Source organism: Patulibacter brassicae (assembly GCF_033949425.1).
In the GTDB taxonomy this organism is placed as follows: domain Bacteria; phylum Actinomycetota; class Thermoleophilia; order Solirubrobacterales; family Solirubrobacteraceae; genus Patulibacter; species Patulibacter brassicae.
On the sequence record NZ_JAXAVX010000001.1, the window covers coordinates 795,381 to 813,773 of the forward strand.

16 protein-coding genes are annotated in these 18,393 nt (G+C 72.3%); 7 read left to right on the top strand and 9 right to left on the bottom strand.

Features of this window, described 5'->3' with window-relative positions:
• The first annotated feature begins 34 nt into the window (after positions 1–34).
• The 5 genes from SK069_RS03685 to SK069_RS03705 all read left to right on the top strand — a co-directional run bounded on the left by SK069_RS03685 (position 35) and on the right by SK069_RS03705 (position 5,884).
• Positions 35–517, top strand: a complete 483-nt coding sequence (locus SK069_RS03685; RefSeq protein WP_319952828.1) for a PaaI family thioesterase — start codon at positions 35–37, stop codon at positions 515–517.
• 617 nt (positions 518–1,134) lie between these two features.
• A complete protein-coding gene (locus tag SK069_RS03690; RefSeq protein ID WP_319952829.1) occupies positions 1,135–2,352 on the top strand; it encodes an acyl-CoA dehydrogenase family protein in 1,218 nt (405 codons plus the stop codon).
• A complete protein-coding gene (locus SK069_RS03695; RefSeq protein WP_319952830.1) occupies positions 2,349–3,512 on the top strand; it encodes an acyl-CoA dehydrogenase family protein in 1,164 nt (387 codons plus the stop codon). The genes SK069_RS03690 and SK069_RS03695 overlap by 4 nt, the downstream gene beginning before the upstream one ends.
• The gene (locus tag SK069_RS03700) at positions 3,509–5,287 is read left to right on the top strand and encodes an AMP-dependent synthetase/ligase (protein ID WP_319952831.1); all 1,779 of its coding nucleotides are present in this window, start codon (positions 3,509–3,511) and stop codon (positions 5,285–5,287) included. Before SK069_RS03695 ends, SK069_RS03700 begins: the two co-directional genes overlap by 4 nt.
• A gap of 48 nt (positions 5,288–5,335) precedes the next feature.
• Complete coding sequence (locus tag SK069_RS03705) at positions 5,336–5,884, top strand: TetR/AcrR family transcriptional regulator (protein WP_319952832.1); 549 nt, start codon at positions 5,336–5,338, stop codon at positions 5,882–5,884.
• Between the two features lie 102 nt (positions 5,885–5,986).
• Here SK069_RS03705 and SK069_RS03710 read toward each other — a convergent pair whose 3' ends face one another.
• A complete protein-coding gene (locus SK069_RS03710; protein ID WP_319952833.1) occupies positions 5,987–6,409 on the bottom strand; it encodes a Zn-ribbon domain-containing OB-fold protein in 423 nt (140 codons plus the stop codon).
• 59 nt (positions 6,410–6,468) lie between these two features.
• Between SK069_RS03710 and SK069_RS03715 the strand changes: the two genes are divergently transcribed.
• Together SK069_RS03715 and SK069_RS03720 are read left to right on the top strand one after the other, a co-directional pair.
• Entirely contained in the window at positions 6,469–7,629 is a 1,161-nt protein-coding gene (locus tag SK069_RS03715) for a thiolase family protein (protein WP_319952834.1), read from the top strand.
• Positions 7,630–7,652: 23 nt separating this feature from the next.
• Complete coding sequence (locus SK069_RS03720; RefSeq protein ID WP_319952835.1) at positions 7,653–8,591, top strand: MBL fold metallo-hydrolase; 939 nt, start codon at positions 7,653–7,655, stop codon at positions 8,589–8,591.
• Between the two features lie 119 nt (positions 8,592–8,710).
• On the opposite strand, the gene SK069_RS03725 is transcribed toward SK069_RS03720, so the two are convergent.
• From SK069_RS03725 to SK069_RS03760, 8 genes are read right to left on the bottom strand one after another with little or no spacing between them, the layout of a single operon-like run.
• Positions 8,711–9,136 carry a MaoC/PaaZ C-terminal domain-containing protein gene (locus SK069_RS03725; protein ID WP_319952836.1) on the bottom strand — a complete coding sequence of 142 codons (426 nt, stop codon included), beginning with the start codon at positions 9,134–9,136 and terminating at the stop codon, positions 8,711–8,713.
• On the bottom strand, positions 9,133–9,615 hold the full coding sequence (locus tag SK069_RS03730; protein WP_319952837.1) for a MaoC family dehydratase N-terminal domain-containing protein: 483 nt from the start codon (positions 9,613–9,615) through the stop codon (positions 9,133–9,135). Before SK069_RS03730 ends, SK069_RS03725 begins: the two co-directional genes overlap by 4 nt.
• The gene (locus tag SK069_RS03735; RefSeq protein ID WP_319952838.1) at positions 9,612–11,069 is read right to left on the bottom strand and encodes an MlaD family protein; all 1,458 of its coding nucleotides are present in this window, start codon (positions 11,067–11,069) and stop codon (positions 9,612–9,614) included. The genes SK069_RS03730 and SK069_RS03735 overlap by 4 nt, the downstream gene beginning before the upstream one ends.
• Positions 11,066–12,349, bottom strand: coding sequence for an MlaD family protein (locus SK069_RS03740; protein ID WP_319952839.1), 1,284 nt, complete (start codon positions 12,347–12,349; stop codon positions 11,066–11,068). Before SK069_RS03740 ends, SK069_RS03735 begins: the two co-directional genes overlap by 4 nt.
• A complete protein-coding gene (locus tag SK069_RS03745; protein WP_319952840.1) occupies positions 12,346–14,064 on the bottom strand; it encodes an Mce/MlaD family protein in 1,719 nt (572 codons plus the stop codon). Before SK069_RS03745 ends, SK069_RS03740 begins: the two co-directional genes overlap by 4 nt.
• Positions 14,061–15,443: an MlaD family protein gene (locus tag SK069_RS03750; RefSeq protein WP_319952841.1), complete on the bottom strand. Its 1,383-nt coding sequence runs from the start codon at positions 15,441–15,443 to the stop codon at positions 14,061–14,063. The genes SK069_RS03745 and SK069_RS03750 overlap by 4 nt, the downstream gene beginning before the upstream one ends.
• On the bottom strand, positions 15,440–16,696 hold the full coding sequence (locus SK069_RS03755; protein ID WP_319952842.1) for an MlaD family protein: 1,257 nt from the start codon (positions 16,694–16,696) through the stop codon (positions 15,440–15,442). Before SK069_RS03755 ends, SK069_RS03750 begins: the two co-directional genes overlap by 4 nt.
• On the bottom strand, positions 16,693–18,099 hold the full coding sequence (locus SK069_RS03760; protein ID WP_319952843.1) for an MlaD family protein: 1,407 nt from the start codon (positions 18,097–18,099) through the stop codon (positions 16,693–16,695). The genes SK069_RS03755 and SK069_RS03760 overlap by 4 nt, the downstream gene beginning before the upstream one ends.
• Between the last annotated feature and the right edge of the window lie 294 nt (positions 18,100–18,393).

Consider the following 18,393-nt stretch of genomic DNA (forward strand, 5'->3'; position numbering starts at 1 on the left):
CGCACGACGCCGTCGCGGCCGGGGATCTCTCCGCATGAAGATGATGAGCGACGGCACGATCCCTGAGCACCACCCCCACTGTCTGGGTTGCGGGTCGGAGAACCCTGCGGGCATGCAGCTGCGCACTCGTCTGGACGGGGACGTCGTCCGAGGCGAGGTCACGTTCGACCGGCGCCAACAGGGGGCTCCGGGCATCGCGCACGGGGGCGCCGTCGCCACTGTCCTGGACGATGCGCTCGGGTCGGTCCTCGTCGTTCTCGAGACCCCGGCGGTCACCGCCAACCTCAACGTCAGCTTCCGAGCTCCGACGCTGCTGCATCAGCCCCTGCACGTCGAGGCCCGAGTAGTCGAACGCGACGGTCGCAAGCTGCACCTGTCGGCGCGCCTGATGGACGAGCAGTACACGACCCTTGCCGAGGCGACCGCGCTCTTCCTCGTCGTCGACGTGGTCCACTTCACCCAGGGCGGTGAGGCACTCCCCGAGGCGTGGAGCACCTGGGGCAGCTCGACGACGTGATGCACGGGTTCGGGCGGGGCCGCACGTCGCCCTGCCCGACCAACGCTTGACGAGCCGGGGGGCGACCGGCGCCGCGGAGTCGCTGCGCGACGCCGCCGACGAGTCCTGTCCGCGGCTGTGGCCGGCGACGGGCACGACGCCCCACGGACGGCAACGGCGGCGCCACACCCAACGATCGGCACCCGGCCGGTGGCGTGTTCGCGCGGGTCGCGGGAACACCTTCGGTTCGGTCGTCCGCTTCGTCGCCGACCGGGCGACCGGCCGGCCCCGAACCGTCGGCCAGGGCCCGCCCGCCGAGCGATGTACGGCCGGCGCGGTCGCCCGGGCACCCGTCGGCTGACCACCCCGGGACGGGATGGGCCGGGGGCCTGCGAATGATGGATTCAACCTTGGCGGGCCAGTTAATTCTCGCTAACCTCTTGGAAGGGAGGCGGCGTCGTGGCGCCTGGTCCGCGGGGGCGCATCACCGCCCTTGCGGACCGTGGTGCCACGCGAATCGTGATGTTCCGCGATCGCCCACGAGCCGTTGACGGCTTCCGTGGCGGCGCGGGCGCCTGGGACGCATTCCGTGAACGGGAACCCGAGATGTGCCGGCTTCGGCACGAAGGAGCGAAGAGATGGATCTGGACGACTCTCCCGAACAGGCGACGTACCGCGCCGAGGTGCGCGAGTGGCTGGCGGAGCACCGCCACGAGGCGCCGGCACCCATGGGCGACATGGAGGACTCGGAGTACATCGAGGCACGCCGGACGTGGCAGCGCCAGCTCTCCGAGCGCCAGCTCGTGGGCGTGACCTGGCCCAGCGAGTTCGGCGGACCGGGCCGAGGACCGGTCGAGCAGCTCATCGTCAACCAGGAGCTCGTCGCCGCCGGCGTCCCGGGCGGGATCGACGTGATCGGCCTGGGCCTGATGGGCCCGTGCATCATGGTCCACGGGACCCCGGCGCAGAAGGAGCGCTACCTCGCGCCGCTCCTGCACGGCGACGAGGTGTGGTGCCAGCTGTTCTCCGAGCCGGCGGCCGGCTCCGACCTCGCCGCGGTCCAGTGCCGCGCCCGACGAGGCGACGACGGGTCCTGGCGTCTGACCGGCCAGAAGGTCTGGACCACGAACGCGCAGTTCGCGCGCTTCGGGATGTGCCTCGCGAGGACCGACGGCGACCAGCCCAAGCACAAGGGCCTCACCATGTTCGTCGTGCCGATGGACGCCGACGGCGTCACGGTCCGCGGCCTGCGTCAGATCTCCGGCGAGGCGGAGTTCAACGAGGTCTTCCTCGACGACGTCGTCGTCGGCGGCGACGAGATGGTCATGGGTGAGGTCGGCGGGGGCTGGGGTGCCGCGCTTACCGTGCTCATGTACGAGCGGATGATGATCGGCCTGGGTACCGAGGGCTTCGGCTACAGCCCCGAGCGCTTCGCCGGTGCCGTGGCCGGCAGCTCGCGCATGGATCGCGAGAGCGGCCTCCGTGCCAAGCTCGCGGACGTCGCCGCCGAGTTGCTCGCCGTCCGGTTCCGCGGCTTCCAGTCGCTCTCGCAGCTCGAGGACGGTCGCGTGCCCGGACCGGAGTTCGGCCTCGCGAAGATCACCACGGTCAACGCGGCCATCACCGCGGGCGACCTCATCGCCGACGTCAACGGCCCGGACGCGCTCGTCGAGCCGGGAGAGTGGGCGTACCACATCTCCTTCCTGCCCGGCCTGAAGTCGGCGGGCGGAGCAGAACCGATCCTGCGCAACACCGTGGGGGAGCGCGTCCTGGGCATGCCGCCCGAGCCGCGCCTGGACAAGAACATCACGTTCGACGACCTCGTCGCGCGCCAGCGGGAAGGAATCGCAGCATGAATCTGGAACTGACCGACGAGCAGATCGCGCTCCGGGACGCCGCACGGGGGACCTTGTCCCGCTTCGACAGCGTCGCCGCCGCCCGCGAGGCGTTGGAGACACCTGGCGCACTGCCCGACATCTGGCCCGCGGCGGTCGACGCCGGGTGGCCGGGACTCGTCGTCGCCGAGCGCCACGGCGGCATCGAGCTGGGGGTCTTCGAGGCGATGCTCGTGGCCGAGGAGCTCGGACGGACCCTCGCTTCCGTCCCGTTCATCGGGCTCGTCCCCGCCGCCGCGCTCCTGAGCGCCGCCGATCACGACGCCGCCGGGCCCACGGCGGAGGGTGAGACCCGGCCGGTCTACCTCCCCGCGTGCCCGCCCTCGCCGCGGTTGGACGACGGCGTGTGGACCGTGGACGGCCTCGACGGCGAGCGCATCCCGGCGCCGGTGGTGGACCGCTCTGGATCCGACGTGACCGTCACCGGCACGGTCGCCTGGGTTCCCGACGCGCCCGGGGCTGACCTGCTCGTGGTCGTCGCCACCGACGACGGGCGCCCGACGGCCCTGGTCGTCGATGCCTCGGCGGACGGTGTCACCGTCACGAGCGAGACCCGGTACGACGCCACTCGCTCGATGGCGAACATCACCCTCGACGGAGCGGCCGCGGTCGTCCTGGACTGCTCCGAGGAGGAGATCGCGGGCGCGTGGCACACCGCCCAGGCGCTGTTGGCGGCCGAGGGCGTCGGGACCGTGGATCGAGCCCTGGAGCTCGCCGGCGCGTACGCGAAGGAGCGCTACACGTTCGGACGAGCGATCGGCTCGTACCAGGCCATCAAGCACGAGCTCGTCGAGGTCCTGCGCCGGTTGCAGAACGCCCGGGCCCTGCTGGTGAACGTCGGCTGGGCCGCAGGCGCCAGCCCCGACGACCTGCCGATGGCGGCCAGCGCCGCCCGCTACTCCGCGGGCCACGCGCTGGACTTCGCCGCACGCAGCCTGATCAACGTGCACGGAGGCATCGGCGCGACCTGGGAGCACGACGCACCGCTCTACTTCCGGCGGGCGCAGCTCTCGCGCCGCCTCGTCGGTGGTCTCGGCCTCGCGGGTGATCGGCTCGCGGACGAGTGCCTCGCGCGGGCGCGCCGAACCGCGCCGCGCCCGGAGCCGGCGGCCGTGCGATGACCGGCGACGCCGCTCCTGGCGGCACCACGGTCGCGGCGTTCGCCGCCACGCTCGCCGAGGGCCGGCGCGACGACGTCGCGCTGCGTCACAAGCAGGACGGTGCGTGGCCGGAGGTCACCTACGGCGACCTGCACGACCGCATCGACGCGATCGCCCGAGGCTTCCTCGCCCTCGGGCTGGACCACGGGGATCGCGTCTCGATCCTGGCCGAGACCCGCCCGGAGTGGACGACCGTCTCGCTGGCGGTCACCGCCGCCGGCCTGGTGGTCGTGCCGATCTACCCCAGCAACTCGCCGGAGGAGTGCGCCTGGGTGCTCGGCGACGCGGCGTCGCGCGTCGTGGTGGTCGAGAACGCGCAACAGGCCGCGAAGGTCCGGCAGATCCGGGACGGCCTGGCGCAGCTCGAGCACGTCGTCGTCATCGACGGCGAGGTCGGTGATGACGCGGACCTCACGCTCGCCGACGTGATCTCGCGCGGGGCCTCGACCTCTCCGGACGAGCTGCGCCGGCGGGTCGAGGCCGTGACGCCCGACGACGACTACACGATCATCTACACGTCGGGCACGACCGGGCCCCCGAAGGGCTGCGTGCTCTCGCAGGGGAACTACCGGGCGATGCTGGAGATCGTCCGGGAGGCGGGGCTGATCGAGTCCGAGGACGTCGTCTACCTGTTCCTGCCGCTGGCGCACGCCATGGCGCTCCTGATCCAGCTCTCCGCGCTGGACCGGGGCGTCACCGTGGCGTACTTCGGGGGCGACACGACGCAGATCATCCCGGAGCTCTCCGAGGTCCGGCCCACGATGCTCCCGTCGGTCCCGCGGATCTTCGAGAAGATCTACGGCATGGTGACCTCCGCCGTCGATGCGCAGACGCTGGCGCGCGCGGTCGAGGTCGGTGGGCAGGTCGAGGATCTGCGACTCGCCGGCCAGGACGTCCCCGAGGACCTGCAACGCGCCTACGACGCGTTCGACGAGAAGCTGTTCTCCAACGTCCGCAACGCGTTCGGGGGGCGGGTCCGTCGGGCGGTCTCGGGTGCCGCCCCGATCGCGGCCGAGGTCCTGCAGTTCTTCTGGGCCGCGGGCGTCCCGGTGCTCGAGGGCTTCGGGATGACCGAGACGTCGACCGCGGCGACGTTGTCGACACCCGAGCACCACCGCTGGGGATCGGTCGGTCGGGCGTTGCCCCGGGTCCACCTGCGGATCGCTGAGGACGGCGAACTGCTCGTCCGTGGCCCGAACGTGTTCGGGCGCTACCACGGGAACCCGAAGGCGACGGCGGAGTCGCTCGTCGACGGGTGGCTGCACACGGGCGACCTCGGGCGGATCGACGACGACGGGTACCTCTACATCATCGGCCGCAAGAAGGACATCATCATCACGGCCGGCGGCAAGAACATCGCCCCGGCGAACCTCGAGAACGACCTCAAGCGCTCTGCGTGGATCAGCAACGCGGTGATGTACGCCGACCGTCGTCCCTACCCCGTCGCGCTGGTGTCGCTGGACCCCGAGCGTTTGGCGGCGTGGGCCGCGGAGAAAGGGCGTAGCGACGCCTCCGCGAGTGCGGTTCGCGAGGATCCGGAGATCCTCGCCGCCGTGCAGGAGGCGATCGACGCTGCCAACGCGTCCTACGCTCGCGTCGAGCAGGTCAAGAAGTTCGCCATCCTCGACCACGAGATGTCGCAGGAGACCGGCGAGCTCACGCCGACCTCGAAGATCAAGCGCAACGTCGTCTACGAGAAGTATGCCGACGTCCTGGACGGGCTGTACGCGGAATGAGGTGAGGGCACATCCGACTCGCGCAACGTGGCGATAGCATTCCGCGCGATGCGCGAGCGGATGATCCTGGATGCCTCCAAGGATCTGTTCTACGATCGCGGGTTCTCAGCCGTTGGAGTCAACGACATCGGCGCCGCCGTCGGGATGAGCGGCCCGGCGATCTACCGGCACTTCTCCAGCAAGGCCGAGATCCTGACGACCCTCTTCGACGAGGCGATGGACCGGTTGCTGGAGCTCGCCGGACCGCCGCTGGACGATCCTCGCGAGAACCTCCGGGCGCTCGCGCGCAGCCATGCGGAGTTCGCGCTGGCGGACCGGGCCCTGGTGAGCGTGTACATGCGCGAGGAGCGTGCGCTCGCCGAGGCGGACCGGGTGCGCCTGCGCCGGCGGCAGCGGGCCTTCGCCGACCGCTGGGTGCAGGCGGTGGCGCGCTGCGCACCGAACCGCCCGGCCCGTGAGCTCGAAGCGTCCGCCCACGCCCTGATCGGCATGTTGCTCTCTGCGGCGCACTGGCCCGCATCCCTGCGTGGGGACGCGCATCACGCGACGCTGCTCGTCGACCTCGTCGACGGCGCGACCGCCCGTTTGGTGCCCTGAGCACGCGCGCAGCGCGTGGGCGCCCGCGCGGTGGAAGGGCACAGCGCGGGACCCGAGGGGAGGCCGCGGAGCCGCTCGACACGCCCGGGGCGGGCCGCGCGCTCAGGGCGACGGATCGGGCCAGAACTCGTAGAGCGCGGCCTGACGACCGTCTTCCACGTCGCCGATCGGCGCCACCCGCGCGGCGAAGCGCTGGCCGACTCCCCAGTCCGCTGACGTGCCTCCGATGATGGCCTGGACCCGGACGCCCTCGTCCAGGTCGATCTGACCGATCCCGTACCCGTCGCCCGAGAGCGCCTTCCGACCGTAGACCGGCGTTGCGACGTAGGTGTAGGCCGCGAGCGTGCCCGTGCCCGCGAAGTCGACGTCGGCGACCTCGCGCATGCAGACCGCGCAGATCCATCGTCGGGGATAGAACGAGATCTCGCAGTTCGAGCACCGGCTGCCCATGAGGACGGGCGTCGTTCCTTCGACGCGAAACAGCTCGGGATCGGTGGAGGTGTAGATCGGGCTCTCTGGTGCCACGGTGGCCCCTTCGCGTCGTCGTCGGGTGTGCGGGACGCTGGTTAATGTACATTAACCGCATGGCCATCGGCACTCCTCCAACCCCGGACGACGTCGGCGTGGCCGGCGTCGGCATGTACCCGTTCGGTCGCATGGGTGACGTCTCGCTCCGCGAGATGGCCTATCGCGCCGGCACCGCTGCGATGCGCGACGCGGGCGTCACCTTCGACCAGGTCGGGGCCGTCTACGTCGGGCACATCACCCAGCCGCTGATGACCGGCGTGATCACCGTCAAGGAGTTCGGCCTCACGGGCGTTCCGGTGCAGCACATCGTCAACGCGTCCGCGACCGGGTCGACGACCTTCCGCGAGGCGTACCACGCGGTCCTCGGCGGTCACTGCGACGTCGCGCTCGCGCTCGCGTTCGACGACATGGAGGCCATACCGCCCCCGGGCGATCGTCAGGCCAGCGTCGACGGAGTCGTGCTGCCTGCGGCCTTCTTCGCCCTCTGGGCCCGCCGCCGCATGGAGGATCGCGGCACCTCTGCCGAGGTCTTCGCCGAGATCGCCGCCAAGAACTGGAACCACGCGGCGCTCAGCCCGATGGCCCAGCGTCGCGCCACGCACGTGGTGACGAGCGAGGAGATCCTCGCCTCGCGCATGGTGGCCGACCCGCTGACGTCGAAGATGAGCGCGGCCGTCGGCGCCGGGGCCGCGGCCGCGGTGGTCTGCACCCGCGAGGTCGCCGAGCGGTTGCGCCCCGATCGGCCGTTCGTCCGGATCGCCGCGTCGGCGTTGCAGACAGAGCGCCACCAGCCCGACCACGTCTTCGTCGGTCCCGTGACCGGCGCCTCGGAGATGACCAGGTACACCGCCCGCGAGGCGTACGAGCAGGCCGGTGTCGGCCCCGAGGACCTCGATCTCGTCCAGGTCCACGACGCGTTCCCGATCGAGGAGCTGGAGTACTACGAGCTCCTCGGCCTCTGTGCGGACGGCGACGGCGACGAGCTCGTCCGGACCGGCGCCACCAAGCTCGGGGGGCGGATCCCGTTCTCCACCGACGGCGGACTCATCGGCCGCGGTCACCCCGGCGGGCCGACGGGCCTCGCGCAGATCTGGGAGACGACCCTGCAGCTGCGGGGCGAGGCCGAGGACCGGCAGATCGACGGAGCCCGGGTCGGTCTCTGCCACATGGTCGGCGGCGGCAGCGTCTGCGCCATTCACGTCCTCGCCCGAGATTGACGCCGCCCCGAATCGAGACGACCATGCCCAACGTCCCGTCCGTCGACGCCCCCGCCCCCGGCGTCCTCCGCTTCACGATCGCGTTGCCGATCTCGTCGCCCGACCATCTCAACGTGCACCTCATCGACGTCGACGGTCGGTGGGTGCTCGTCGACCCCGGCCCGGTGGATCGCGAGGGCGTCGTCGCGGCGACGCTCGCGAACGCGGGCATCGAACCGGAGCACGTGCTGATCACGCACGGGCACGTCGACCACTGGGGAGGGGCCTCGGAGCTGGCCGCGACGGTGCTGGCCCACGCCGCATGCCGCCAGAGCTTCCAGGTCGCCATGGACTTCACCGGGGGCGCTCCGACGGGGGACGGCGCGCCGACCGGGCCGCGACCCGGGGCGGGCGACGGTTCCGCGAACGCGTTCCGCGGGTTCCGGAAGCTGATCTCCGGCGTCCCGGCCGTCCAGGAGCTCGCCGACGGCGATCGGCTCGGGGACTGGGAGGTCCTCTGGACCCCCGGCCACGAGCCCGCCCACCTCTGCCTGTGGCGGCCGTCCGACCGCGTCCTGCTCTGCGGCGACCTCCTGCTCCCCGATTTCACGCCCAACGTGCAGCCCGCGTTCGACGGCTCGGACGCGCTGGCGGACTTCCTCGCGTCGCTGCTCCGCGCGGGCGATCTGCACCCGGCCCTCGTGCTGCCGTCCCACGGGGCGCCCTACGCCGACGGGCACGCCCGTGCGGCCCAGCTCGTCCGGCACCACGAAGTGCGTCTGGACCGCCTCCGGGCGGCCCTGGAGCACGGTGCCGTGCCGCTCGCCGAGCTCAGCGATCGGATCTTCGGCGCGCGGGCGACGACCGCCGCGGACCGCATGCTCGCGCAGATGGAGACCTGGGCGCACCTCGACCATCTCCGCCGCCGAGGCGAGGCGAACGCCGGCGACGACGAGGTCTGGCGCGCCGTGGTGCCCGTCTGATCCCGCTGTCCTCGGGGCCGTCCGCTCTCCTCACGACCCTCCGGCCCTGCGAGCGGCGCGTCCGTCCTCCCCTACGCAGACCGCAGGGGAGGACGGACACGCCACTCGTGGTGTCGCGGTCACGACGCGGCGGGGACCGCGACCTTCGCGGTCCCCGCGAGGGTCACGGTCCCGTCCTCGAGCGTCACCCGAAGCTCGATCGTCGCGACCCGCTCCCCGTCCTGGTCGTCGACCGCCGTCACGGTTCCGGCGCAGACCGGTCGGGCGCGCACGGGCGTGATCGCCGCGAATCGCACCTCGAAGGACCGCAGCAGGTCCTGCGGGGCCCAGGTCGTGAGCAACCGCCCGAGGTAGGCCATCGACAGCATCCCGTGGGCGAAGACGTCGTCCATCCCCGCAGAGCGGGCGACGTCGGTGTCGATGTGGATCGGGTTGTGGTCACCGCTGGCACCGGCGAACAGGGCCAGCGTGGCCCGCGAGATCGGCGGGAGCTCCAGGTCGGGGAGCACGGTCCCCACCACCACGTCCTGCGGGCCGGCGCTCACGACGCACCTCCCGGTCGACGCTCGATGATGGTGGATCGCAGGTCGGCGACCGGCGCACCGGCACCGTCGCTGATCTGCACCGAGCGGACGATGAACTGCAGCGCGCCCCCGCTCTTCTCGTATACGTCCTCGATGCGCGAGGCGTAGCGCAGCGGCTCGTTGGCCACGGCCACGCGGTGGTACGTGAAGGCCTGGCTGCCGTGCAGGACGTACCGGAGATCGACCCCCATCGTGGACAGGTACTCGAACCCGTCGGGTCGCTCTGCGTCGAGGCCCATCAGGAAGGTCGGCGGGACCGGCAGGTCGTCGTACCCGGCGTCGCGGGCGGCCTCCAGATCGGTCCGGACCGGATCCGTGTCGCCGATCACCTCGGCGAAGAACCGGAGCCGTCCCCGTTCAGCGGTGGTCTCGAAACTGCCGGTGCTCATGCCGATGAATCGCTGTCGTTGCACGATCGTCTCCGGGGTCGTCGTGGTCATCGTCCGTCTCGTGTCCTGGTCTGCGTGCCGGTCACCGGCGGCGCCTCCTCCAACCGCGGGAACTGCATCGGGCGCCCGTCGACCACGTACGGCGACTGGACCCGACACGGCACGTTCCCGCGAAGTCCCAGCACGGCCGAGAGCGGGGCCCCGTTGTTCTGCAGGTGGTCGCACGAGAACGACTTCAGCGGGAAGTCCTCGAGCTCACCGGGTCGTGGGTAGGGGTTCGACCGCGTGGTGGGCAGGCGTGTCGTGCTCGAGACCAGCACGTCGTCGGACACCACCGGCAGGAACCGCAGGTACTTGCGCTGCTTGCCGTTGGAGTCCCGCGCGGAGGCCTGCTCCGCCGCCGCCGTGTTGGCGAAGGTGACCAGCAGCTCCCGGCGGTAGGCCTTGAGGTACGCCGACACCGGCTGCAGGTCTGCGGTCACCGGGTCCAGCATGTCCATCGCGGGACCGAGGGTGTTGACGACCTCGCGCAGTCGCGGCAGTCCGCGGTCCACCCGAGGGAGGGCCGGTCGAACGTCGCGCAGCGTGTCGCGCAGCTGCGGGGCGATCTCGCGAACGTCGTTGAGCGCCGGGCGGACGAGGGGCGTCACCGGACGGAGGTCGGCCACGACCGGCCGGGCGACCTTCGAGGTGGCCCGGACCTGGTTGACCGTCTGCCGCGCCTGGACCATGAACTCCGGGAGGGCGTCGAGCGTCGCGCCGAGGCTGCGACCGACGCGTCCGGTGGCGCCCAGCGCGGCGTCGGCGCTGCGGATCAGCTCCTGCGTCGCGCCGCTGCGCTCGCCGATCGTCGAGAACGCGGTGCCGAGGTCGCGCGTCCCGGACGAGACCTCGCGCGACTGACGGTCGAGGACGCGGAGCAGCCCGTCCGCGCTCTCGAGCGTCGGGCCGAACTCGCCGGCGGCCGCGTTCATGTCGGGACCGTTGCCGCGCAGGGCGGAGGCAGAGGAGCTGAGGACGCGACGGAGGTTCTTGCGGGTCGGGGCGTCGAACGCGTCAGCGAGCCGGTCGATCTCGACGCTCTCGACGACCTGACGGTCGGGGATCCTGCCACCGTCGGCGATCCGCGGACCGCCTCGCCGACCGTAGGAGAGGGCGATGAAGGTCTCGCCGATGAGCGTCTTGGTCCGCAGCGTCGCGCGGGTGTCGGCGGGCAGCGGCGCGTACTTCGGCTCGATCGCCAGCGTGACGCGCGTCACGCCGCTGCGGCCGGACGGGCGGACGACCTTGATCGCCTTGCCGACGCTGACGCCGCTGATCCTGACGTCGGCGTACCCGGTTAGCTGCGAGCCCTGCCGGAAGTCGACGGTCACCTGATACTGCTTGGCCCGCAGCGGGACCGATCCGCCGAAGCTTGACCAGAAGAAGAGCAGCAGCGCGAAGGACGTCAGCGCGAAGACGACCATCACCAGGAGCTGCGCGACGTGCGGGCGGTTCTTGTTCATTTGCAGACTCCGAGCGAGGTGATGAGACCGACGACGCTCTGCAGCAGGGCGTCGGCGTTCAGGGTCGCGCGCACCGATTCGCAGGACAAGGTGACCTGCCCGTAGTACGCGTTGCCGTTGGCGTCCTGCCGGGAGAGGATCGAGTTGGCGTTGTGGAGGACCCAGGCGAGGTTGAAGCCGTACCCCTCGTCCGGGCCCGGCGGGTTGTACGCCGCCTCGTTGACGAGGTACTGCCCGTCCTTGCCCACCGTCCGCAGGGCCGGGAGCTGCGGACGCAGCCGGTCGACGCTGCGCCGCGCCGAGGCGAGCGGCGCGACCGCGCTGGAGCTCAGCGCCGCGAGCGGCCGCAGGTCGCCGGGCAGCTCGCGCAGCAGCGGATCGACCGTCGGCAGCGCCGCACGGACGTCTTCGAGCGCCGGCCGCAACGGCGTGGACGTGCGTCGGAGCTCGCCCGCGAACGCGCCGGTGTCGCGGAGCGCCCGGTCGGCGGTGGCGAGGGTCGACGGGAGCTGCGCGAGCGCGCGCTGCAGCTCTGGCCCGCGGTTGCCGATCGTCCGGAAGGTGTCCGATGCGCGGTCGATCGTGTCGCCGACGGCCTCTTGGTGGTCGGCGAGCTCGGTGGTCAGCCGCCCGAGTCCGCTGATCAGGCTGCGCACGGCCGTCCGGCGGTCGCGGACGGCGCGCAGGACGCCGCCGGTGCTCTGCAGCGCCGGGGTCGCCACGCGCAGCGCGCGCCGGAGCGTGTCGGGGCGGGAGCCAAGGCCCTTGGCCGTGGCCTGGAGCGCCCCCTGGAAGTAGGCCCGCGTGTCGGCGTCGAGCGACTGCAGGACCTCGTCGATCTGGACCTGCGAGACCGTCTGCGCGGCGGGGACGATCTGGTCGGTGTCGATCTCCGGCGCGCGGGGGTCACCCGGGTCGAGGTCGATCGTCATGTCCTGGAGCCCGGTCCGGGGCCGCAGCGTGAGCCGGGCCCCGCGGTGGACGCTGTCGAGTCGATCGCGTTTGATCCGAACCTTGACGATCGCGCGGCCGTCCTTGCGCCGCACACCGGCGATGTCGCCGACGTCGACGCCGGCCACCTGCACCTGCTGGCCCTGCCCGGGCGTGACCGCCTGGGCGGAGGCGAAGTCGGCCTCGAAGGTGTAGGTCTCTTCTCCTGGGACCGGGAAGCGCTGCTGGACGAGGATGTAGCCGCCCACGACCGAGGACAGCGCCACGGCGCCGATGATGACGCCGACCGCCCACCAGTACTGCCGGAGGGCCATGCGCAGCGCTCTCATCGGCGCGCTCCTGTCGTGGTCGTCGAGCTCGACGCGGTGCTGCGGAAGATCCGCGAGAGCAGCTCGTCGATCCCGGAGGTGATCGAGGTGGGGTCGTCGAACCGACCGGACCGGACGTCGCCGGACGGACCCGAGGGCGTCTTCGCATCCGCCCCGAGCATGCGGTTCAGGGCGTCCTGGAGCGGCTTGATGCCGGCCTTGCCGGTCGACCTGACGTCGGCGTTCTGCTCGACGAACCTCTTCACCGCCGCACGGACCCGGGGAGCGTCGATCGGCTTCTTCCGCACGACGCCGCCGAACGGGGTCGGTGCGACCGCGAGCTTCGGCAGGTCCTGCGTCTCACAGGGCACGTCGGGACGGTAGGGCGGCGGGCTGTCGCGCTTGGGCGGGCTGGAGCCGAGGATCGGCTCGGCCATCCGGGTCTCCTGCCGGGCGGCTCCGGTGCCGGACGAGACGAGGTAGTCCCCGATCGTGACGAGGAACCGCTCGTAGGGTCCGTTCGCGTCGAAGTTCTGGATCTGCCCGCCGAAGGCGACCGACGCCGAGAGGATCTCGCGGTAGAGCGGCATGCCGGTGCTGAGCCGGCCGTCGGGGACCTCGCTCTTGAGGATCGGGATGATGTTCCGGCTCAGGCACCGGGAGATCGGCCGGACCGCGTCCAACGCCTCGACGGCGGGACCGGTGGCGGCGGCCACGCTCCTGGCCGTCGGCCGGACCTCGCCGAGGAGGCGCTGGACCTGCCCGCGCCGGGCGACGTCCGAGGTGGTCCGGAGGGCCGGGACCGCGAGGTCCAGCGTGGCCGGCAGCCGTCGCGCGAGCGGCGTGGCGGTGTCGATGAGCCGCCCCGCGGGGTCGATCGCGCCGTCGACGCGCCGGAGGACCGGGCCGGCCGTCCGGCTGACGCGGTCCAGGCCGGAGAGCGTGCCTCGGATGCCCTGCTCCTGGGCGGCCGTGGCCCGGAACGTGCGGTCGCCCTCGCGCAGGACGCCGGCCAGCCGGGCGCGGTGGCGATCGAAGGTGTCCATGACCCTGGAGGTCTCGCGCACGGTGTCGGCGAGGTCGCCGTCGCGCTCGCCCCGCGCCGCCCGGGCGACCACGGAGAGGTCCCGGGTCGGCTCCGGCAACGCGCGCAGGACGGCGCCCAGCTCCTCCGCGCCGCCGTCGTCGAGCGTTCGCCCGAGGTTGCGCAGCGTCGTGCGCAGGTCACCGCGGGTGTCGGAGCTGAAGACCGAGAAGACCTCGTCCGCGGCGACCGCGACCGTGGTCGCGCCCGGGGGGATCGGACGGTCACCCAGCGGCGGGGCCCCGGGGGTCCCGGGGGCGATGTCGAGGAAGAAGTTGCCCTCGAGGAAGAGCCGCGGCCGGATCTTCACCGTCGCGTCCTGGCGGATCGTGGGCGCATCGGAGGTCAGCTCCACGGTCACCGCTGAGAACCCCGGCCGGCCGGCGGCCGGCGCGATCTTCGTGACGCGGCCGGCGTCGACGCCCGCGACACGGGCCTTCGTCGCCGTCGCGGCGCGCAGGGCGAAGGAGTCCGCCGTGATGATCGTGACCTTCGGACCGCCAGAGCCCGGGACGCCGCCGAACACGACCGCGACGACCACAACCGAGACGAGGATCGTCACCGCGCCCCAGAGCATGTTCTGCCGTCGGCGACGCTCCGGCGACGGGGTCGTGCGCCGGCGTCGGGCGCCGGAGCGGATCAGCGGGCTCATCGGGGTCCCTCCGGGATGCCGGCCGGCCTGGGAGTCCGCGGATTGCGGACGGCGCCCTGGGCGGGATCGCGTCCGATCAGCGAGCCCCGGCGGAACACCTCGTTGCCGACGGCGCAGCCCCCGGGGACGTTGTCCGGGTAGACCTGGTAGCGGAAGTCGGGCGCGACGTCCGGGCTCTTGAAGTTCTGGATGCCGAGGACTTGCAGCGGGGCGCGGAACCAGTTGCCGTAGGCATCACCGTCCCCGAGCATGTCGGCGGAGTTGCGGCCGAAGAGCCCGAGGTAGTTGCAGCGGATCTCCAGCGGGACGTTGTGCTGCAGGACGGACAGGACGTTCTGTCCGATCGGGTCCAGGCGGGTCAGGGCCGCGGTCGTCGTGTCGCGGCGGGCGAGGTCGTCGAGGGACGCGGCGGTCGCCCGGAGCTGCGGGCCCAGGGTCCCGGCGCGCCGCAGCACGGGGACCCCGACGTCGACCGCGTCCCCGAGCGCGGAGACCGTCCGGGGCAGCGCGTTGACCCCGGGCCGCAGCTCCCGCGCCAGCACCGCCGCCTCGCGCAGAACAGGGGACACCACGGGCGCGGCGCGCTGGACCGACCGCTCGAACGCCGGGGTCCGGTCGATCGTCTCGCCGAAGGCCTCGTCCGACCGAGCGAAGGCGCCCAGCGTGTCTCGGGCCCCAGGGATCGCCGAACGCAACTGCGGAGCGACCGGAGCGATCGCGCCGGATGTACCGTCCAGGCCCGAAACGAACCCGCGCAGGTCGGTCCCGGGTGCGGCGAGGTTCCGCAGGACGCGACCGCCGTCGAGCAGGACCTCCGGCAGGATCGACAGCCCCGCGTTGAACTGGGCGCCGCGACCGGCGGCGGCGGTGGAGAACTCCCCCACCACGCGACGGACGGCGCGACGGCGTCCCGCGTCGAAGACGTTGAAGACGTCCTGGACGTCGACCGAGGCACTGGACTGCGACACCGGGAGCGCCCCGCCGGCGGGGATCGTCCGCCGGCTGCGGCCGAGCTCGAGCTCGACGAACTTCGCGCCGATCACGCTCTTGGGCCGGATCCGGATGGTCGAGTCGACCGGTATCGGGCCGACGGCACGGTCCAGCTTGAGCTCCAGCGAGGCGTACGGGCGCCGGGGTGCAGTGCGCCGCCGCTCGGCGGTGATCCCGTTGACCTGACCGACCCGCTTGCCCCCGATGCGGACGTCGACGCCGGTCGTGAGCTGCTCCGCGTCGGCGACGTCGGCGGAGATGTCGTAGGTCTCCACGAACGGCAGACCGGAGTTCGCGTTGTAGGCCAGCACGACGGCCACCAGGGCGATCAGCGCCGTGGCGGCACCGATCAGCACGGGGCTGCCGGCCAGGGACGATCGCCGCCTCATCGGCCCGTCCCCCTGCGCTCGCGCGCCTCGGTCTGCCCGTTGGCGTCGTCGGCGAAGCGCGCGGAGCACCCCGGCTGCGTGCCCGCCAGCGCCAGCGGGAAGCAGGACAGCGGGGCGATGATGTTGGCTCCCACGATGTGGCCCTTGCTGTTGTACCGGGAGATGGCGAGGCTGCCGTTGTAGAAGAACTTCAGGAGCGACTCGGGCACGGCGTTGGAGCGGAGGCTCGGCGTCAGCTGTCCGGCGAGGTCGATGGACGGCGCCAGAGACGTCGTGTCCTGCTCGAGGAGACGGAGCTGCGGCAGGAGCCGCCGGAACACGGGCGTGCCGGCGGCCGAGGCGTCGGCGACCCGCGAGAGGGTCGGCCGCGCCGCGCGGGAGAGCCGGGGCAGGTCGCCCGCGAGCTGGCGGACCGCCGGCGTCGACCGACGGATCGCCGCGAGCGTCGGCGTGCCGTCGGCCGTCAGCTGCTGGAGCGAGCCGAGGACCGGCCGCAGCGCCGAGAGGGTGGGCGGGAGCTCACGGATCGCGCGGTCCAGCTGCACCCGGTACCGCGTCGTGACCGCGAGCGTCCGCGCGCTGTTCTCGAAGGTCGAACCGAGAGCCCGACGGCTGTCGGCCAGCGCCCCCACGACCTGGTCGGTGGCCGAGATCAGCCGACGCAGCTGGTCGCGGTCGCGGCCCAGGATCTGCGTCGTGTCCCGGGCGTACTGGAGCGTGGGCACGGCCCGTCGGATCGCGGTCGACAGGTCCTCGCCCCGGGTCGTGAACCCGGCTCCGAATTGGTTGAGGAGGAGCTGGAACCGCACGTTCGTGGGCATCCCGAGCATCGCGATCACCTGATCGAGCTCGACCGGGCTGGTGTTCTGGGCGATCGGGATCGTCGGAGCACCGGAGCCCCGCGAGACGAGTGGCCGCGCGGACGCGGTCCCCGGATCGCAGTTGACGAACTTCTCGCCGATCAGCGACTGCGGTTCGATCACGCACCCGGCGTCGCCGCGGAAGGGCAGGAACTGCGGGTCGATGCGCATCGACACGCGGGCCCGGCGATCGTCGGTCAACCGAACCTCGGTCACCGACCCGACCGGGGCCCCGGCGATCCGGACGTCCTGACCCTTCCCGACGCCGCTGGCGTTCGGGAACAGGGCGTCGACGGTGTCGTCGGAGGTCGACGACGACCCGCCGCACCCGGAGAGCAGCGCCGCGCTGATCAGCGAGACGGTGGCCAGCCGCCACGGGGCCCGGGCGGTCACTTGGATCGGCTCCCGTCCGGGGTGAGCTTCCCGCCGAGCGGGACGCTCGTCGGGTCGCAGGTGCCCCCGAGCCCGATCGGCCACGGGTTGGAGCGGTCGGCGGCCGTCTGCGTCGTCCCGCCCGGGCAGCGCCGGAGGACCCGGTCCTGGGGCGTCGACAGGTTCGTGCCGGTGATCGGACCGAGGAGGTCGACGAGTCCGCCGAGGCCTTCGGAGAGCGGTGCCGGGACGAGTTCCTCGGGCAACGTGTCGCTGGAGACGTTCAACGAGATCCTCGTGTAGTGGCCGTTGGCGTCGTAGCCACCCGCCGCCTTGCCGGAGTAGAACGACGTGAGGGTTCCGACGAGATCCGGGGTGTAGGGACGCGCCTCGTCGATGATCCCCTTCGCGTCGTCGAGCGCCCGCGTCGTCTGCTGCAGCGCCGGGACCGCCGAGCCGGCGAGACCGGGAAGGGCGTCCAGGCCGCGGTTGAGCGACGGCACCGTCGCCCGCGCGTCGCGCAGCAGCTGCGGCACGTCGCGCAGCAGCGGCCGCGTCTGCCGAAGCACGCCGGCCAGCCGCGGCGCCACCGGCCGCAGGTCCCGCAGCAACGGCTCGGCCCGGCGCAGCAGCGGGCGTGCGTTGGCGAACGTCGTGTTCGCCCGGTCGATCACTCGGGGGGCGCGTTGGATCGTCCTGCTGAGCGCCTCGCGCTCGGACGCGACCGCCCGCAGGGTGACCGCGCTGCTCTCCAGCAGCGCGCCCAGATCGTCACGCCGGTCGGCGACGGTGGCCGAGACCCCCGCGGTCGCCGAGACCAAGCGGCGCAGCGCCGGCTCGTCGGCGGTGACCTCTTCGAGCGTCCGCCGCGTCTGCGTCAGCGCAGGGTTGATCTTCTCGAGAAAGGTGTTGGTCGCCTGCTCGTTCCCGCGCAGCGCCGTCGCCCCGCCGCGGATCACGTCGCGCAGATAGGCACGGCTCCGCGCGTCCAACGTGTTCACGACGGTGTCGACGTCGACGGCGCCTCGTGTGTCGACGGCCGAGATCGTGCCCCCGTCGGCGATCGTGGGGGCGTCGTTGGGTCCCGGCTCGAGGACGACGATGCGGTTGGCGATGCTCGAGAGGGACGTGTTGCGCAGCACCGCGCGGGTCCCGAGGTGCAGCGGACGCGCGATCCCCTCGGTGATGTTGAGCTCGACCGCCGCCTGCCCACGGTCGTTCAGGTCGATCGAAGAGACCGTCCCGACGGTGCTGCCGCCGAGCTTCACCAGGTTGCCGTTGACCAGCTGGCCGGCGTCGGGGAAGACGGCGGTGACGCGGTACGGCTCGTCCCGCCCGGCCACGACGAGGATCGCGATCACGCCGGCGACGACGGCGACGATCAGGACTCCGAGAGTCCGCGGGCGGTGAGGGCGTGCGGGCATGCAGTCGTGAGGGTTCGGCGACCCGGAGGGCGTCGCGTTAGCGCACGTTAACCTCAACGGCGCGGCACGTGATGTTTTCTTTCGGTTCGGGCCGAGGTCGCCGCCGTCGCGGGCACGACGAGTCGGGACCACCATGCGTGAATTCCGGGGCGCGCGAGGACTGCGCGACATAGCACCCCCCCGTTCCGTACCCGTTTTCAAAGGCCCCAAGGCGCCCGCGTGGGCGGATCGGCTGGTCCGGCCCAGCGGCGACCACGGCGGTCCGGCGCGGCCCGGTCCCGTGGGATGCGCGTG

What these genes read in the sequence shown, in the direction of transcription:
- SK069_RS03685 (WP_319952828.1), top strand. Translation starts at nt 35, where the DNA reads ATGAAGATGATGAGCGACGGCACGATCCCTGAGCACCACCCCCACTGT.
- SK069_RS03690 (WP_319952829.1), top strand. Translation starts at nt 1,135, where the DNA reads ATGGATCTGGACGACTCTCCCGAACAGGCGACGTACCGCGCCGAGGTG.
- SK069_RS03695 (WP_319952830.1), top strand. Translation starts at nt 2,349, where the DNA reads ATGAATCTGGAACTGACCGACGAGCAGATCGCGCTCCGGGACGCCGCA.
- SK069_RS03700 (WP_319952831.1), top strand. Translation starts at nt 3,509, where the DNA reads ATGACCGGCGACGCCGCTCCTGGCGGCACCACGGTCGCGGCGTTCGCC.
- SK069_RS03705 (WP_319952832.1), top strand. Translation starts at nt 5,336, where the DNA reads ATGCGCGAGCGGATGATCCTGGATGCCTCCAAGGATCTGTTCTACGAT.
- SK069_RS03715 (WP_319952834.1), top strand. Translation starts at nt 6,469, where the DNA reads ATGGCCATCGGCACTCCTCCAACCCCGGACGACGTCGGCGTGGCCGGC.
- SK069_RS03720 (WP_319952835.1), top strand. Translation starts at nt 7,653, where the DNA reads ATGCCCAACGTCCCGTCCGTCGACGCCCCCGCCCCCGGCGTCCTCCGC.
- SK069_RS03730 (WP_319952837.1), bottom strand. Translation starts at nt 9,615, where the DNA reads ATGACCACGACGACCCCGGAGACGATCGTGCAACGACAGCGATTCATC.
- SK069_RS03735 (WP_319952838.1), bottom strand. Translation starts at nt 11,069, where the DNA reads ATGAACAAGAACCGCCCGCACGTCGCGCAGCTCCTGGTGATGGTCGTC.
- SK069_RS03740 (WP_319952839.1), bottom strand. Translation starts at nt 12,349, where the DNA reads ATGAGAGCGCTGCGCATGGCCCTCCGGCAGTACTGGTGGGCGGTCGGC.
- SK069_RS03745 (WP_319952840.1), bottom strand. Translation starts at nt 14,064, where the DNA reads ATGAGCCCGCTGATCCGCTCCGGCGCCCGACGCCGGCGCACGACCCCG.
- SK069_RS03750 (WP_319952841.1), bottom strand. Translation starts at nt 15,443, where the DNA reads ATGAGGCGGCGATCGTCCCTGGCCGGCAGCCCCGTGCTGATCGGTGCC.
- SK069_RS03760 (WP_319952843.1), bottom strand. Translation starts at nt 18,099, where the DNA reads ATGCCCGCACGCCCTCACCGCCCGCGGACTCTCGGAGTCCTGATCGTC.